Annotated in this window: 13 protein-coding genes; 5 read left to right on the forward strand and 8 right to left on the reverse strand. The window is 62.8% G+C overall.

The window, feature by feature from the left end:
* The first annotated feature begins 23 nt into the window (after positions 1-23).
* Both nirB and nirD read left to right on the forward strand, forming a co-directional pair.
* On the forward strand, positions 24-2537 hold the full coding sequence (gene nirB / locus J3364_RS08960; protein WP_349558031.1) for a nitrite reductase large subunit NirB: 2514 nt from the start codon (positions 24-26) through the stop codon (positions 2535-2537).
* A gap of 41 nt (positions 2538-2578) precedes the next feature.
* Positions 2579-2947 (forward strand): nitrite reductase small subunit NirD, encoded by a 369-nt coding sequence (nirD, locus tag J3364_RS08965; protein WP_349558032.1) that lies wholly within the window; start codon positions 2579-2581, stop codon positions 2945-2947.
* 15 nt (positions 2948-2962) lie between these two features.
* Here the strand turns inward: nirD and corA are convergent, their stop codons facing one another.
* The 3 genes from corA to J3364_RS08980 are packed head-to-tail and all read right to left on the reverse strand — an operon-like array spanning position 2963 to position 5648.
* Positions 2963-4039 (reverse strand): magnesium/cobalt transporter CorA, encoded by a 1077-nt coding sequence (corA, locus tag J3364_RS08970; protein ID WP_349558033.1) that lies wholly within the window; start codon positions 4037-4039, stop codon positions 2963-2965.
* A gap of 44 nt (positions 4040-4083) precedes the next feature.
* Positions 4084-4485, reverse strand: a complete 402-nt coding sequence (locus J3364_RS08975) for an NINE protein (RefSeq protein WP_123633573.1) — start codon at positions 4483-4485, stop codon at positions 4084-4086.
* A gap of 56 nt (positions 4486-4541) precedes the next feature.
* On the reverse strand, positions 4542-5648 hold the full coding sequence (locus J3364_RS08980; protein ID WP_349558034.1) for a helix-turn-helix transcriptional regulator: 1107 nt from the start codon (positions 5646-5648) through the stop codon (positions 4542-4544).
* Between the two features lie 316 nt (positions 5649-5964).
* Between J3364_RS08980 and J3364_RS08985 the strand changes: the two genes are divergently transcribed.
* Complete coding sequence (locus J3364_RS08985) at positions 5965-6858, forward strand: metal-dependent hydrolase (RefSeq protein ID WP_349558035.1); 894 nt, start codon at positions 5965-5967, stop codon at positions 6856-6858.
* Between the two features lie 371 nt (positions 6859-7229).
* Here J3364_RS08985 and J3364_RS08990 read toward each other — a convergent pair whose 3' ends face one another.
* Positions 7230-8105 carry a DUF2167 domain-containing protein gene (locus J3364_RS08990; protein ID WP_349558036.1) on the reverse strand — a complete coding sequence of 292 codons (876 nt, stop codon included), beginning with the start codon at positions 8103-8105 and terminating at the stop codon, positions 7230-7232.
* Positions 8106-8379: 274 nt separating this feature from the next.
* Here J3364_RS08990 and J3364_RS08995 point away from each other — a divergent pair, with 274 nt between their 5' ends.
* The gene (locus J3364_RS08995) at positions 8380-8955 is read left to right on the forward strand and encodes a DJ-1/PfpI family protein (RefSeq protein WP_123633576.1); all 576 of its coding nucleotides are present in this window, start codon (positions 8380-8382) and stop codon (positions 8953-8955) included.
* 57 nt (positions 8956-9012) lie between these two features.
* Here J3364_RS08995 and J3364_RS09000 read toward each other — a convergent pair whose 3' ends face one another.
* A complete protein-coding gene (locus J3364_RS09000; RefSeq protein ID WP_203141935.1) occupies positions 9013-9828 on the reverse strand; it encodes an SDR family NAD(P)-dependent oxidoreductase in 816 nt (271 codons plus the stop codon).
* Between the two features lie 206 nt (positions 9829-10034).
* Here J3364_RS09000 and J3364_RS09005 point away from each other — a divergent pair, with 206 nt between their 5' ends.
* The gene (locus J3364_RS09005) at positions 10035-10451 is read left to right on the forward strand and encodes an NUDIX hydrolase (protein ID WP_349558037.1); all 417 of its coding nucleotides are present in this window, start codon (positions 10035-10037) and stop codon (positions 10449-10451) included.
* Here the strand turns inward: J3364_RS09005 and J3364_RS09010 are convergent.
* The 3 genes from J3364_RS09010 to J3364_RS09020 all read right to left on the reverse strand — a co-directional run bounded on the left by J3364_RS09010 (position 10448) and on the right by J3364_RS09020 (position 13253).
* Entirely contained in the window at positions 10448-11023 is a 576-nt protein-coding gene (locus J3364_RS09010) for an ATP-dependent zinc protease family protein (protein WP_123633579.1), read from the reverse strand. The genes J3364_RS09005 and J3364_RS09010 overlap by 4 nt on opposite strands.
* Positions 11024-11153: 130 nt before the next feature.
* Positions 11154-12197 (reverse strand): AraC family transcriptional regulator, encoded by a 1044-nt coding sequence (locus tag J3364_RS09015; RefSeq protein ID WP_349558038.1) that lies wholly within the window; start codon positions 12195-12197, stop codon positions 11154-11156.
* Positions 12198-12335: 138 nt separating this feature from the next.
* On the reverse strand, positions 12336-13253 hold the full coding sequence (locus J3364_RS09020; RefSeq protein WP_349558039.1) for an alpha/beta fold hydrolase: 918 nt from the start codon (positions 13251-13253) through the stop codon (positions 12336-12338).
* Between the last annotated feature and the right edge of the window lie 67 nt (positions 13254-13320).

Consider the following 13320-nt stretch of genomic DNA (forward strand, 5'->3'; position numbering starts at 1 on the left):
ACAGACACAGAGAGAGACAGACCATGGCAAACAAAACATTGATCGTGATCGGGAATGGCATGGTTGGCCATCACTTTCTCGAACAGTTTGCAGAGACGCCCGCCGCCGCGGACTACGACATCCACGTGTTCGGCGAGGAACCGCTGATCGCCTACGACCGGGTTCATCTGTCCGAGTATTTCGGCGGCTCCACCCACACCGATCTGGCGCTGGGGACCGTCGAGGACTACGCCGCCAAGGGCCTGATCCTGCACCTGGACGAACCCGTCACCGAGCTGGACCGGGACAATCGCAAGGTGGTCACGCCCAAGGGCGAATACGCCTACGATGCTGTGGTCCTGGCCACCGGTTCCTACCCGTTCGTGCCGCCGATCGATGGCCACGACCGGGACCACTGCCTGGTCTACCGCACCCTGGCGGACCTGGATGCCATTCGCGCCAGCGCCGAAGGCAGGAAAACCGGCGTCGTCGTTGGCGGCGGCCTGCTGGGACTCGAAGCGGCCAACGCCCTCAAGAGCTTGGGACTGGAAGCCCACGTGGTGGAATTCGCCCCGCGCCTGATGCCGGTGCAGCTGGACGCCGACGGCGGTGCGCTGCTCAAGCGCAAGATCGAGGAACTGGGCGTTCAGGTGCATACCGAGAAGGCCACCACGGCCATCGTGCCGGGGGAGGAAGCCCGTCTGCGCATGAACTTCTCCGACGACACGCACCTGGAGACCGACCTGATCGTGTTCTCCGCCGGCATCCGCCCGCAGGACACCCTGGCCCGGTCCAGCGGCCTGGAGATCGGCGAGCGCGGCGGCATCGTCATCGACGACCAGTGCACCACCTCCGACCCGCAGGTCTTCGCCATTGGCGAGTGCGCCCTGTGGGACAATCGCATCTTCGGCCTGGTGGCCCCGGGCTACACCATGGCCCGCACCCTGGCCGCGCGCCTGAACCAGGACGCGGAAGCCGGCTTCCGTGGCGCCGACATGAGCACCAAGCTCAAGCTGCTGGGCGTGGATGTGGGCTCGATTGGCGACGCCCACGGTGCCACGCCGGGCGCCCGCAACATCCGCTTCAACGACGAGCAGGCCGGCACCTACGGCCGCCTGGTGATCAGCGAAGACGGCAAGAAACTGCTGGGTGCCATCCTGGTGGGCGACAACGGGCCCTACGACACGCTGCTGCAGTATGCGCTGAACGGCATCGACCTGCCCGCGAACCCGGAAAGCCTGATCCTGCCGGTCTCCGAGGGCGGCGCTCCGGCACTGGGCCCGGATGCGCTGCCAGAGACGGCCTCGATCTGCTCGTGCCACAACGTCAGCAAGGGCGACATCTGCGGCGCCATCGACGCCGGCTGCACGGACCTCGGCGCGGTGAAGGGCGAGACCAAGGCCAGCACCGGCTGCGGTGGCTGCGCGGCCCTGCTCAAATCCGTGGTGGACAACGAGCTGGAAAAACGCGGCGTGGAGGTCAGCAAGGACATCTGCGAGCACTTCCCCTACAGCCGCCAGGAGCTGTTCCATCTGGTGAAGGTCAACGGCATCCGAACCTTCCATAGCCTGATCAAACAGCACGGCCAAGGCCACGGCTGCGACATCTGCAAACCGGCGGTCGCCTCGATCCTGGCCACCTGCTGGAACGAGCACATCATGGCCACCGACCACGTGCCCCTGCAGGACACCAACGACACCTTCATGGCCAACATGCAGAAGAACGGCACCTACTCCATCGTGCCGCGCATCCCGGGCGGTGAAATCACCCCGGACAAGCTGATCGTGCTGGGTGAAGTGGCCAAGGAATACAACCTCTACACCAAGATCACCGGCGGCCAGCGGGTGGACCTGTTCGGCGCCACGCTCAGCGAGTTGCCGGAGATCTGGGAAAAACTGATCGCCGCCGGCTTCGAGACCGGCCACGCCTACGGCAAGTCGGTGCGCACCGTGAAATCCTGCGTCGGCAGCACCTGGTGCCGCTACGGCGTGCAGGACAGCGTGGGCATGGCGATCCAGCTGGAAGAGCGCTACAAGGGCCTGCGCTCGCCGCACAAGCTCAAGTTCGCCGTGTCCGGCTGCACTCGGGAATGTGCCGAGGCCCAGAGCAAGGACATCGGCGTGATCGCCACCGAGAACGGCTGGAACCTCTACGTCTGCGGCAACGGCGGCATGCGCCCACGCCACGCCGACCTGTTCGCCACCGACCTGTCCGACGACGAACTGATTCGCACCATCGACCGGGTGCTGATGTTCTATGTGCGCACCGCCGATCGCCTGCAGCGCACCAGCGTCTGGCTGGAGAACCTGGAAGGCGGCCTGGACTACCTGAAAGCGGTGGTGCTGGACGACAGCCTGGGCCTGGGCGAGGAACTGGAAGCCCACATGCAGTCCATCATCGGCACTTACCAGTGCGAGTGGAAGACCACCGTGGAAGATCCGGAGAAGCGCAAGCGGTTCCGCGAGTTCGTCAACGCGCCGGACAAGAAAGACCCGGTACAGCACTGGACCACCGAACGCGACCAGCGCCGCCCGCTGGCCAAAGCCGACATCGCCTGACACCGGGCGTTTGCCAGGAATTTATGGAAGGAGCGAATGCTATGAATGCACGCAGCAACTGGGAAGCGGTCTGCACCGTGGACGATCTGGTGCCGGAATCCGGCATTGCCGTGTGGACCGACGCGGGCCCGGTGGCGGTGTTCTACCTGCCGCACCACCTGCCGGCCCTGTTCGCCATCAGCCACACCGACCCGTTCAGCGGCGCCAACGTCCTGGCCCGGGGCATTACAGGCGACCTGAAAGGGGAACCGGTGGTGGCGTCGCCGCTGTACAAGCAGCATTTCAGCCTGCGCACCGGGATCTGTATGGAAGACGAGTCCGTGCGGGTGAAGGTCTATCCGGTCCTGCTGGACGGCGACCGGGTGCGCCTGAAAGTGCCGGCGTCCCAGCGCCGGACCACCGCCGCCTGATGCCCATGGCCGCCGCTACAGCCAGCGGCGGCGACGAAAATACCAGACCAGGCCGCCGGTGATGACGATCATGGCGCCCCACACCAGGGGGTAGCCGTAGCGAGCGTACAGTTCCGGCATCGCCCAGGGGTTGTCCGGATTGCCGAAGTTCATGCCGTAGACGCCGACAACGAAGGTCAGCGGGATGAAGATGGTGGCGATGATGGTCAGCACCCGCATGGTGTCGTTCGTCCGGTTACTGATCGCCGAAAGGTACAGGTCCAGCATGCTGGTGGCCATGTCCCGGAAGCTTTCCAGCAGCTCGATGATCTGTACGCTGTGATCCATGCAGTCCCGCATATAGACCAGGGTCTCCGGCTTGATTCGATGGTCCTCCGTGCGCATGGCGCTGCTGATCATCTCGCGCTGGGGCCAGAGTATGCGCCGCATGAGCAACAGCTCTCGCTTCAGGCGGTGGATGGCCGCCAGTGTCTGCCGGTCCGGATGTGCCAGCAACTCGCTTTCCAGGTCTTCCAGATCGTCGCCGAACGACTCGAGGACGGGAAAACCGGAATCGACGATGAAGTCGAGCAGCGCGTAGAGCAGGTAGTCGATACCCCGGGAGGTAAACCGTCGGCCGTTCGGCTGGCGTATCCGTTTGCGGATGGGATCGAACGGGTCCTCGGCCAGCGGACAGAAGCAGATCAGGTAGCTCTCGCCCACGAACAGACTGATCTGGACTATTTCCAGACTGCCGTCGTTCAGTCGAGGGAAGGCGGCGGTGACGAAGAGCTGCTGGTCGTACGACTCGATCTTTGGCCGCTGGCCCGCGTTGAGGACATCCTCCAGGGCGAGATCATGCAGATCGAACAGGTCCCCGAACTGGCGCAAGGTGTCCGGGCTGACGGCGCCGTTGATCTGCAACCAGGTCTTGGAGTCGCGTTCCAGGTAGCGGACACAATCCTGCACGGCGTCCAGATCCAGCTCCTCGACGCCATCCTCGGTGTAGTCCGTCAGATGCATCGACAAGGGCGCTGTCGTTGCCGGACTCCGCTGGACCAGCGTGCCCGGCGCCGTGCCCGGTTCGTGGTAATGCTTGCGAAAGTAGCTCATCGCGCTGACCGCTCCCGTTCGGTTACCGGAACATCGACCACGAATCAGTCCATGATGGACGCGTTCTTCACCGAGATCTGGTCGTTCAGCGTCCAGAAGTCATAGAGCACCCCCAGACCGCACAGTCCCAGGGTCAGCAGGTAGATCACGCCGGTGATCCACTTGCCCATGTACATGCGATGAACACCGAACGCTCCCAAGAAGGTGAGCAGCAGCCAGGCGATGTTGTAGCTGGTATCGCCGCCCCGGAAGCGGAAATCGGCTTCCCGGTCCATCGACGGAATCAGGAACAGATCGATGATCCAGCCGATGAAGAACAGGCCCAGGGTGAAAAACCAGATGGTCCCGGTGACCGGCTTGCCGTAATAAAAGCGGTGCGACCCCAGGAACCCGAAAATCCAGAGCAGATAGCCAAACAGCTTGCTGTGCGTGTCCGTCTGCGGCATGCGTGCCTCTCCAGCCAGATGAGGTGTCTCGATCAGTCACGTTTGCAGACCGGGGCTCAGGGCCCGAGTTCCGGCGCCGGGTCCGGCCCATCCTCGCGGAATTCGCTCGCCGACTTGCCGGTCCACTTGCGGAAAGCGCGACTGAAGTTTGAAAGATCAGCATAACCCAGCTCGTAGGCAATTTCGCTAATCGATTGATTCGTGTAGCGCAGCAGCTGGATGGCGCGATCCTTGAGGACCGCTTCGACAATTTCACGGTAGGTGGTCTCCCGATCCGCCAGCCGGCGTTTCAGGGTGCGCGACGAGACGCAGAATCGCTCCGCCATGTCTTCCAGCGACGGCAGCGGGCCGGGCATCACATGCAGCATGTTGCGGATGGCGATGACGATGTCCCCTTGTTCTTTCAGGGCTTTCTGCAATTCAAATTCACACTGGCTGCGTGCCATATCCGACGCATCCGCGTCAGCCAGGCGCATGCGAATATCCAGGAAACGCTTGGGGAAAATCAGCATCTCCGAGTCCGCACTGTAGTCAAAACGGATCGGCAGCTGGTACGCGAACTCCCGGTAATAGGCGGGCTCCGGGCAGGACAGTCGCGCCGAGACGCCGGGCAGCTTGCCATTGCGCAACTCGAACCCCAGCTCCTCGCCGCTGGTGTGGTCCACCAGTTGCTCCGCCAGCAGGACCAGCGTCGCCATCACGGTTTCTGCCAGGAAGTGGTAGAGGGAAGGCACTTCGAATTCTGCTTTCAGCTGGACCAGCACGTGCTCGCCGGTGTCCCGCATGATCATACTCAGGAACGGCGCCCGCAGCTGCAGGTAACGACGCACGGAATCCAGCGCGCCGCCGACGGTTGGGCTGGTCAGTGCCGCAAAGCCCAGGGTGCCGTGGATGGTGACCCGCAGCTCCCGCGCCAGGGCAAAGCTCAGCCCCTTGTGACCGGCCAGCGCCACCGCGCGATCGGCCATGATCACGGCGTCGGTCACGAATACCCGGCTGTCGGCCGCCTGCAGATCGGTCTTTGAAAAGCTGAGCCCTTCGTACAGAGGCCGGTCGTCAAACCCCAGGCGCTTGACGGTATCCCCCAAAACACGCAAATACACGCCGGGCAGCAGGAACAGCCCCAGCATCTGGCGCTCTCGATCCGGACTCACCTTGGCCATCCTGTTTCCTTCTTTCTTTGATTCACTCGGGGGGACGCGGCCCGTGGCGGGCCGACGGCATAGGTCGATGCTACCAGATGCATCCACCCCCCACTATTTGGCGTAGCGCCCGACAACCCTGTCGTTCCGGTCAATCCAGGCCCGCAAAAACGCCCGTGTGTCCCATCATCCACGACGGCCGTCCCCTTTGCGCATGGCCGAAATCGCTTGCGCCCCACAGACTGAACCCATGACATTGCAGCTTGTGTCATTCATCACCTTCACCGACACAGGCTTGAGCCATGAGCGCCCCGACGTTTGGCGCATAGGAGGATCCATGCTGAGAACAGCGATCGCAAACAGAAAGGCAGCCGTCCGTAAACCGGACCATGTGGACATCAAACCCCAACGCATGGGTTTCGAATTCGGTGACCAGGTTCCCCGGTACTGGCTCGACAACAGCCCATTCCTGAGCCACATGATGAACGCGCTGTCGGTCCTGTTCCCTCAGGGCGAACAGTTCTTCGTGGACTCCGTCCGCTACTACCGGGACCAGATCACCGATCCGGCCCTGAAAAAGGAAGTTGCCGGATTTATCGGCCAGGAGGCCATGCACTCGCTGGAACACATCGCCATGAACCAGCACGTGCGCGACCAGGACATGCCGGTGGAAGATATGGAACACCACCTGCGCATACTGCTGGACGGTTTCGGCAAGCGCCTGCCCAAGCGCCACCAGCTGGCCATCACTTGTGCCCTGGAGCATATGACCGCCATGATGGCCGACATGCTGCTGGAGCGTGACGACGTGCGCGAAGACATGCACGAAACCATGCGGCCGCTGTGGGTCTGGCACGCCATTGAGGAAACCGAGCACAAGGCGGTGACCTACGACGTGTTCCAGGAAGTCGGCGGCACCTATCTGGAGCGTTCGTTCTACCAGATCCTGAGTACGGCACTGCTGGGCGTGATGACCACTTATTTCACCGCCCGCATGATGTGGAACGACAAGCGCGGCTTCTCACTGAAAGACGTGGGAAAAGGGATGTGGCGCATGTGGGGTAAGGATGGTGTCTTCTCCAGCCTGATCCCCACCTGGATGGAATACTTCAAGCCCGGTTTCCATCCCTGGGAGCACGACAACAGCGAGCTGATCGCCCGCTTCAAGTCCGAGGTGGCCGAGTACATCGCGCCGCAATACCGCAACGGTAACCGCCGGACCCTGCAGTAATCCGAAGTCCTTGCCTGCCCTTCGAGCCCGCCTTTGAGCGGGCTTTTTTAGGGATGAATGACTGAGATGCTCGCGCTCACTACCGGCTGTCCTGCGGACAGCTCTGAAGCTGGAGAGGGTGTTGCAAACGCGTTGCGAGCGACCGTAGGTTGGGCTGACGCAGGAAGCCCAACAAACCGGGTTTGCGACCAATCCCATCCAATGGTTGCCAGGCCGGTTTTTGAGAATCCATGCTCCAGGCATGCCCAAGATAACGGGAACGTCCGGTGCCCGCTCATTGTTGGGCTTCCTGCGTCAGCCCAACCTACGCCCCTGCGCCCGCTACGTTTTCACACGGTCTCCACCGAGCGGGCTTTTCTATGGGTGCCCTCTCAATCCTTGCCGCCAAAGAACTTGCGTATGCCGACAACCACCGCGGCGCCGCCCAGCAGCACCAGCTTCCAGGCTTTGAGGAAGAAGGCCGCGATCAAGGCCAACAGTCCTGCTTTCTTGGCGGCAACACCGCCAATCAGCGCGGCCAGGCCATACGAGGCCATCTGGTCAGTGTCTTCGTTGAAATCGGCATACCGGCGACCGTCCACGAAATGCACATCGTTGAGGAGTTCCCGGGCGTCCTGTTTGTCCTGATCGATCGAGTTAATCTCGGTCACCAGGTTCATGGCCACATAACCCTCGCGCCCGAGGACATAGGTGTTGTAGTTGACGGTATCCTGTGGCGATGCGGCCGTGCCGACATCCCTGGCCAGGGCCGACCAGGCCAGTCGATGGGTCTGACCGTCGTACTGGGGCTTCTCGACCCACCCCACCACTTCGATGGGCGCAATCCCCCGGTCCCGGCGGTAGTCGTTGGCCTGCTCAGTACCTTCACGCAGGTTGTCCAGCAACTCATCGGCATCCCAGTCACGGGCATCGTCGTCCGCGATGTGGCCACTGTTGACGTAATCGACGGTGACAAACCAGGGCCGATCATCCGCCGGCATCACAACCCCGAGGAAACTGTCGTCCACGGTGTTGCCCATCAGGCCCATCCAGCGTGTGGCGGGACCCACCGGCACATAGGCCATGTCATCCTCGACGTGAAGCGTCAGCTGATCACTGAGCTTGACCTCATCCGGTCCCATCACCGCCTGTTTATTGATATCGTCCCAAACCGCCTGGATATCTTGTTCAGTGGGCGGCGTGGCGCTGGCCCGGCCGGCCAGCAGGAGAAAACTTGCACAACACAGCGTAGCGACTGCTTTTTTCATTTTTTATCCTTCCCTGATTGAATGCTGCCCTTTCACAGCACCGGGTACATCCATCGTCAGATCGACGACCATTTTCCGTGTATTCTCGCGACACACCGGACCAGTCTATCGAATACCATCCAAAACTGCCCGACGGGGCGTTCCGAAGTGGGACCTGACTCCCGTCTCAACGCCGCTCTGCAACAAAGGTTCATTTGACAGCAGGACGCTTTAGGCGAAGCTTAGAAGTCTCATCCGGATTGAATCGGATCATGCCAACAGGAGGGAGTCGAATATGAAACGTCTGCTAATGCTGGTCGGCGATTATGTCGAGGATTATGAAGTGATGGTGCCGTTCCAGGCGCTGATGGCGGTAGGCTACGAAGTCCATGCCGTGTGCCCGGACAAGAAGTCCGGCGAGACCGTCCGTACCGCCATCCATGACTTTGAAGGCGACCAGACCTACTCGGAAAAACCCGGCCACAACTTTGCGCTGAACGCCACCTTTGCGGCCATCAATCCATCGGACTATGACGGACTGGTGGTTCCGGGCGGTCGGGCGCCGGAATACCTGCGCCTGAATGAGGACGTGCTGAAAGTGGTACGGCACTTCTTCGAGACCAACAAACCGGTCGCCGCCATCTGTCACGGCGCCCAGCTGCTGGCAGCCGCGGGCGTACTGGAAGGTCGGGACTGTTCCGCCTATCCCGCCTGCGCGCCGGAAGTCACCGGTGCCGGCGGCCAGTATCAGTCCATCGAGGTGAACGAGGCCCACGTGGACGGCAACCTGGTCACAGCCCCGGCCTGGCCGGCGCATCCGGCGTGGATCGCCAAGTTCCTGGAGGTCATGGGCGCGAAGATTACGTTGTAACGCTCCAGGCCCTGACCAGGCCGGGTGAACGCTCACCCGGCCTGTATTGAGAGCCGATCAGACGTACAGGTTCTTGCGCGAGAAGCGCGCCACCAACGGCTGGTAGGCGGCGCCGAGTGCGCGATTCAACACCTCAATACCCCAGGCGTCCGGCCCCACCAGGATGCGGGACTCGTCCTTTTCAATACCCCGAACAATGATGTTCGCCGCCTTTTCCGGTGTGGTCATTGCCAGCTTGTCAAAGCCGCTGCGCTGGGCTTCGGCGTTCTCGGATTTGCCCATGCGCGCGGCCCGGGCAATGTTGGTCTTGATGCCGCCCGGATGCACGCAGCTGACGGTCACCGGCTGGTTCTCCAGGGCCATCTCCTGGCGCAGGGCTTCGGTGAAGCCGCGCACCGCAAACTTGGCGGCGTTGTAGGCACTCTGCTTGGGCACCCCAATCAGACCGAAAACACTGGAAATGTTGACCACATGGCCATCGCCGGAGTTGATCAGGTGCGGCAGAAACGCTCGCGTCCCATGGGCCACGCCCCAGAAATCGATGTCCATGATCCACTTGAAGTCCTCGTCGGTCATCTCGCGGACCGACGCCGACAGCGCCACGCCGGCGTTGTTGATCACCAGATTCACCTGGCCGAAATCCCGGGCCACTTCCTCGGCGTGGGCATAGATGGCATCCCGGTCGGAGACGTCCAGCTTGTATGTTTTGACTTCCACTGCGCTGCAGGCGGCTGCGGTTTCCTTCAGGCCCGCCTCGTTCACGTCGGACAGGGCCAGGCGGCAGCCGCGGCTGGCCAGCTTGGCCGCCAGGGCCCGGCCAATGCCGGAGCCGGCGCCAGTCACAACGGCGACTTTATTCTGGAGTTCTTTCATCGGGTCATCCTCAGATTGGAGGGGGTGTCTGTGGCAGGCCGACTTGCTGTGCGCCGACCGAATTAAAGCATTTACTTTAAATAGCACTTTATCAGCCGACGTCCACCTGAGAATGGCAGTAAAGGACGAAAACCCGGGCAATACGGCCACCACCGGGCATCACCCCGGGCCTGATAGAATGAAGCACACCCATCAAGGAGCCGCTCATGCCTCACCCCCGCCCGGCCGTCATCGTCATCCTCGAGCGCGACGGCGCTTTCCTGCTGGTACAACGGAGCAATCCGCCGGACAACGGCCTATGGGGCCATGCCGGCGGCAAGCTGGAATGGGGTGAAAGCCTGGAGCAGGCTGCCCTGCGGGAGTTGAAGGAAGAGACCGGCCTGGGCGCCAGGCCATTGGGCCGCCTACCGCCGCTGGATGTGATGACAGACGGGCATCACTTCGTGCTCTGCCCGGTGCTTTGTGAGGATCGGGGTGGGGAACCAGTGGCCGGCGACGATGCCTGCGCCACCGGCTGGTTTACCCTGGCGGAGATGCGGGCGCACCCGGAACGGTTCAGTCGGGATGTCGCCCGGGTCTGTGAGCAGGCCCGGGCCTGGCAGTCGGGAAACGTCCTGGACTAGTCCGCGTCGCGTTCCTGCTCCAGCTCTTCCAGGGTCTGGTAGCCGCATTCCTTGGGCGCCTGGAAGCTGTCGGACGAATCCACCAGGACGTTGTCGTCTCCGAGGAAACGACGCCCCAGCAGGATCGCGTAGTTGAAACGGCTGCGATCGGTCAGGGAAAACTGGGTTTCGTGCTTCTCGCCGGCGATGCAGAAGTCCATCTTCACCACATAGCGGCGCTGGGATTCGGCGCCCTTGCGCTTGATCAGCACCGTCCGCTCCACCGGGCGCTCGAACTGCAGGACGATGTTGTCGTCCTCGGCATCGTCCGGCGACTTGTGATCGTCCAGCGGCACCTCAAAACTGACCCAGCGTTTGCCGTCCTTCTTGAACGGTTCCACGTTCACCGCGTGCAGCGACGACGTCTTGGCGCCGGTATCGAGCCGGGCCTTGAGCCGCACGCCGGAATCCTGCAGGACCACCCATTCCACAAAGCCGAGGGTTTCGGCGTCTTTCTTGTGATCGTCCGCAAAGGCGGCGGGGACGTTGATGACCAGCAGCGCAGCCAGCCACAGGGGAAATCCGAATCGCATGCAGTACTACTCCTTGTTCAGACGGAACAATCACCGGCCAGAGCCGGACAGCGATTCGGATGATGCCAGAGCCGCGGGAACTCGGCCACGGTCCTGACGGAAAGGTAATTGCGCGGTAACGGCGGGACGGTCAGTCGACGGCCGCCAGGGGCTGGCGACGATTGCGATGGGCGCTCGGGCTGATGCCGGTCCAGCGCTTGAAAGCGCGGGTGAAATTGGCCGCATCGGCGTAACCCAGGGCGTCGGCAATCTGGCTCAGGCTCATGCGGGTATTGGCGAGCAGATCCCGGGCCCGCTCCAGGCGCACCCGGTCGACCAACTGCTGGAAGCTGACATCCTCTTCCTGCAGACGACGTTTCAGGGTTCGCTCGGACACAAACAGGGTACCGGCCACCCGGCCCAGCTTGGGCGGGAAAGGATGACTGGTTTCGATCACCCGGCGAACCCGGGCGCCAAAGCCGGCGTCTTCAGTCAGCCGGTGCAGGGCCTGCTCGCACTGTTCCCGGGACGCGCGCGCCACTTCGTCGTCACTGAAACGGATGGGCGTGGCCAGGGCACCGCTGGGAATCACGATGGCGTCTTCGTCACGCTCGTACTCTACCGGCAGCGGCAACTGATTCCGGAAACGCTGCACGTAGCCCGGCTCGCGGCCCCGGCGATGCACCCGGGCGCCCCGCACCGGCTGGCCCAGCAACTGGGTCCCCATGGTCACACAGCCGAACACCATGGCATCCATGATGAAGCTTTGCAGCGGTCCGAGTTCCAGGCCGGCCACCACGCGCAGGGTCGTGGTGTCGCCTTCGTTGACGCAGAAAATCCGCAGGTGCGGCGCACGCAGGGTCAGGTAGCGCACCATCAGGTCCATCGCCTCGCCCAGCGTGCGACTGTTCATGGCGGCAATACCGAGGGCTCCATGCAACGGCAGGCGAAGCTCCGAGGCCAGCAGGATGCCGAGCCCCGGCTCGCCACTCTCGACGATGGCCCGGGTCACGAATTCACTGGCCTGGGACAGGGACACACGAACGTCGTCATCGGCCAGGCACGCCGGATCCAGCCCCACTTTCGTCAGCAATGCCCGATCGTCCACGCCGCGCTGGCGCAGCAGTTCGGCAATGGTGTGCAGGTAAATCGCCGGTAAGCCCAGATCCTGAACCTGTGATGCGACAGCAGGCATGTCATCCGTCCTCAGAAGTTGCATTATTGTAATAGTGCAACTGATTATGAATGGATCCGATCACCGACCCCATGACTCCAGTGACGCGTCAACGGGATGAAGGGGCCAATTGTTCCGGGAGGCGAGGCCAGTCAGGGCCTACCGGGGCGTGTGCCGGCCCAGGAAATCCATGAGGATACGATGGGAGCCCAGCGGCTTTTCAAGCATGGGCAGGTGTCCGACTTTGGGCAGCATGTGAACTTCCGCATGGGGGACCTGTTCGCGGTAGAAATCCACACAGCCGGGCAGGGTGATGCGGTCCCGGTCACCCCAGATCACCAGCAGTGGCGGCGTATCCGCGCCCAGTTCCTTCGCCGGGGCGTACGGATCGGCCACCATGTCGGCAAACACATGGCGGTTCTGACCGGAGCGACGCAGCAGATCGACACCCAGCAATCCCACCATGGCCAGGCCAGCCGCCGTCGGCGTGCCGTTGCTGACGTTGTTGAACATGCGATAGATACCCGGCCAGTCCTCCGGGAGCAAGAGCGAGGAATCGAAGCGCGGCGGCCGTGACAGATCCATGCCCGGCTGGGCCGGGATACCGGCGCTGTTCATCACGGTCAGGCTGGCGACCCGTTCGCCGGCCCGGGCCGCCATCACTGTGGCGATCGCCCCGCCCATGGAGCTGCCCACCAGGTGAACCTGGCCCAGACCGGCCGCGCCCAGCCACTGCAGCAGACGACCGGCCTGCTCCCGGTAGCCATAGCCGGCACCGACCTTGTAGTCGCTCTCGCCGAAGCCGGGAATGTCCACCGCCAGTACATGACTGTCCGAGGGAAACAGGGGCAGCCAGGCGCTCCAGTTCTCCTTCATCGCCGCCAGGCCGTGCAGCAGCATGATGGACGGCCGGTCACTGCGCCGTCGGCCTCGCTCCAGCCAGACGATGCGGTGCCCATCGACCGTCGTGCTGTGTCGTTTGGCCCGCTGCAACCAGCGGTGCCCGGTCCGGGCCAGCGGCCAGGGGTTGGGCAGGCGATCTTGCAGCGTGTTGAACAACGGCGTGTTGGCGAGCATGAAGGGTAACCTTTGTTGCGTGGAGTCCTTTGACCCCGAGTCTAACCCGTCCTGCGTGACGTCCTAT

This window comes from Marinobacter sp. NFXS9, from assembly GCF_040148665.1.
Classification (GTDB): Bacteria; Pseudomonadota; Gammaproteobacteria; order Pseudomonadales; family Oleiphilaceae; genus Marinobacter_A; species Marinobacter_A mangrovi.

Coding starts and splice junctions, on each gene's coding strand:
- J3364_RS08975 (WP_123633573.1), bottom strand. CDS start 4,485: ATGCCGCAGACGGACACGCACAGCAAGCTGTTTGGCTATCTGCTCTGG.
- J3364_RS08985 (WP_349558035.1), top strand. CDS start 5,965: ATGCTGAGAACAGCGATCGCAAACAGAAAGGCAGCCGTCCGTAAACCG.
- J3364_RS08980 (WP_349558034.1), bottom strand. CDS start 5,648: ATGGCCAAGGTGAGTCCGGATCGAGAGCGCCAGATGCTGGGGCTGTTC.
- J3364_RS09015 (WP_349558038.1), bottom strand. CDS start 12,197: ATGCCTGCTGTCGCATCACAGGTTCAGGATCTGGGCTTACCGGCGATT.
- J3364_RS09010 (WP_123633579.1), bottom strand. CDS start 11,023: ATGCGATTCGGATTTCCCCTGTGGCTGGCTGCGCTGCTGGTCATCAAC.
- J3364_RS08990 (WP_349558036.1), bottom strand. CDS start 8,105: ATGAAAAAAGCAGTCGCTACGCTGTGTTGTGCAAGTTTTCTCCTGCTG.
- J3364_RS08995 (WP_123633576.1), top strand. CDS start 8,380: ATGAAACGTCTGCTAATGCTGGTCGGCGATTATGTCGAGGATTATGAA.
- J3364_RS09020 (WP_349558039.1), bottom strand. CDS start 13,253: ATGCTCGCCAACACGCCGTTGTTCAACACGCTGCAAGATCGCCTGCCC.
- nirB (WP_349558031.1), top strand. CDS start 24: ATGGCAAACAAAACATTGATCGTGATCGGGAATGGCATGGTTGGCCAT.
- nirD (WP_349558032.1), top strand. CDS start 2,579: ATGAATGCACGCAGCAACTGGGAAGCGGTCTGCACCGTGGACGATCTG.
- corA (WP_349558033.1), bottom strand. CDS start 4,039: ATGAGCTACTTTCGCAAGCATTACCACGAACCGGGCACGGCGCCGGGC.
- J3364_RS09005 (WP_349558037.1), top strand. CDS start 10,035: ATGCCTCACCCCCGCCCGGCCGTCATCGTCATCCTCGAGCGCGACGGC.
- J3364_RS09000 (WP_203141935.1), bottom strand. CDS start 9,828: ATGAAAGAACTCCAGAATAAAGTCGCCGTTGTGACTGGCGCCGGCTCC.